This is a genomic window from Nocardia sp. GTS18 (genome assembly GCF_013839555.1).
Taxonomy (GTDB): domain Bacteria; phylum Actinomycetota; class Actinomycetes; order Mycobacteriales; family Mycobacteriaceae; genus Nocardia; species Nocardia rosealba.
Genome location: NZ_JACBIU010000068.1, coordinates 1 through 1,051 on the forward strand (window position 1 = coordinate 1; position 1,051 = coordinate 1,051).

General features: G+C 72.2%; 1 protein-coding gene. It reads right to left on the reverse strand.

The features are described 5' to 3' along the window. Positions 1–128: 128 nt before the first annotated feature. A partial coding sequence (locus HYG95_RS24405) for an ATP-dependent helicase C-terminal domain-containing protein (protein ID WP_305082206.1) occupies positions 129–1,051 on the reverse strand: 923 nt, incomplete at its 5' end.

Sequence of the window (1,051 nt, forward strand, 5' to 3'; positions counted from 1 at the left end):
GTGGAGGCGATGTGAGGGGCGTTCTGTGCGCGCGTGGGTGTCGATGGCGCCGAGATCGAGCGCGCCGGGAGGTCCGTGGTCTCGGCGGTCGGGGGTGAGTGTGAGGTGGGTGGTGGCGCGGCGAGTGGTCATGATCGCGCTTGCCGGTAGAGGTTGTCGAGGACCTGGGGCCAGCCGGTTTGCCAGAAGGAGGGGAGGTCGGCGGTGACGGCTACGGGGCGCTGGGCTGGAGAGAGCAGGTGCAAGAGGAGAGGGGCGCGGCCGTCGGCGAGGGTGGGTGGGGTGGTCCAGCCGAAGATTTCCTGGACCTTCACCGCGAGGACCGGCTGGTCGGCGCTGTAGTCGACGCGGACGCGGCTGCCCGAGGGGACCTCGAGGCGCTCGGGGGCGAGGTCGTCGAGGCGGGCGGCTTCGGGCCAGGGCAGGAGGCGGCGCAGGGCAGTTCCCGCATCGATGCGGGCGAGGTCGGCGCGGCGACGGGCGGTGGCGAGTTCGGGGCCGAGCCAGGAGTCGAGGTCGGCGAGGAGGGCGGCGTCGTCGACATCGGGCCATGGTGTGCCGAGCGTGCGGTGCAGGAAAGCGAGGCGATCGCGCAGGTTGCGCGCGTCGTCGGACCAGCGGAGCAGGCCGACCCCTTCCGCGCGCAGCCCCTCGCACAACGCCGCGCCCACCAACGCCGAATCCGGTTCACGCAGCGGCTTTTCGGACAGCACGATCGCACCCAACCGCTCGACCCGCCGCGCGATCACATCCCCGCCGTCCCACCGCACCTCCTCCCGCACGCTGACCAGCCCAGGCGCCGCCTCCCGCGCTAAATCCTCAGAAGCGATGGCCGCCAGCCGAATTCGGCCCTCCGCCCGCCCCGGATCTCGATCCGCCACGGCAACAGCCAACCACTCCGCCGCCACCAGCCCGGACCCCGCAGGCAACGAAACCGCCGTCCCACCCGCCATCAAATACGACCCCGACCCACTCCCCCGCCGCCGCGCCAACCGCTCCGGCTGCGCCAACGCGATCATCAACGCCACCCCTTCTTCGAGCACCCCCACAC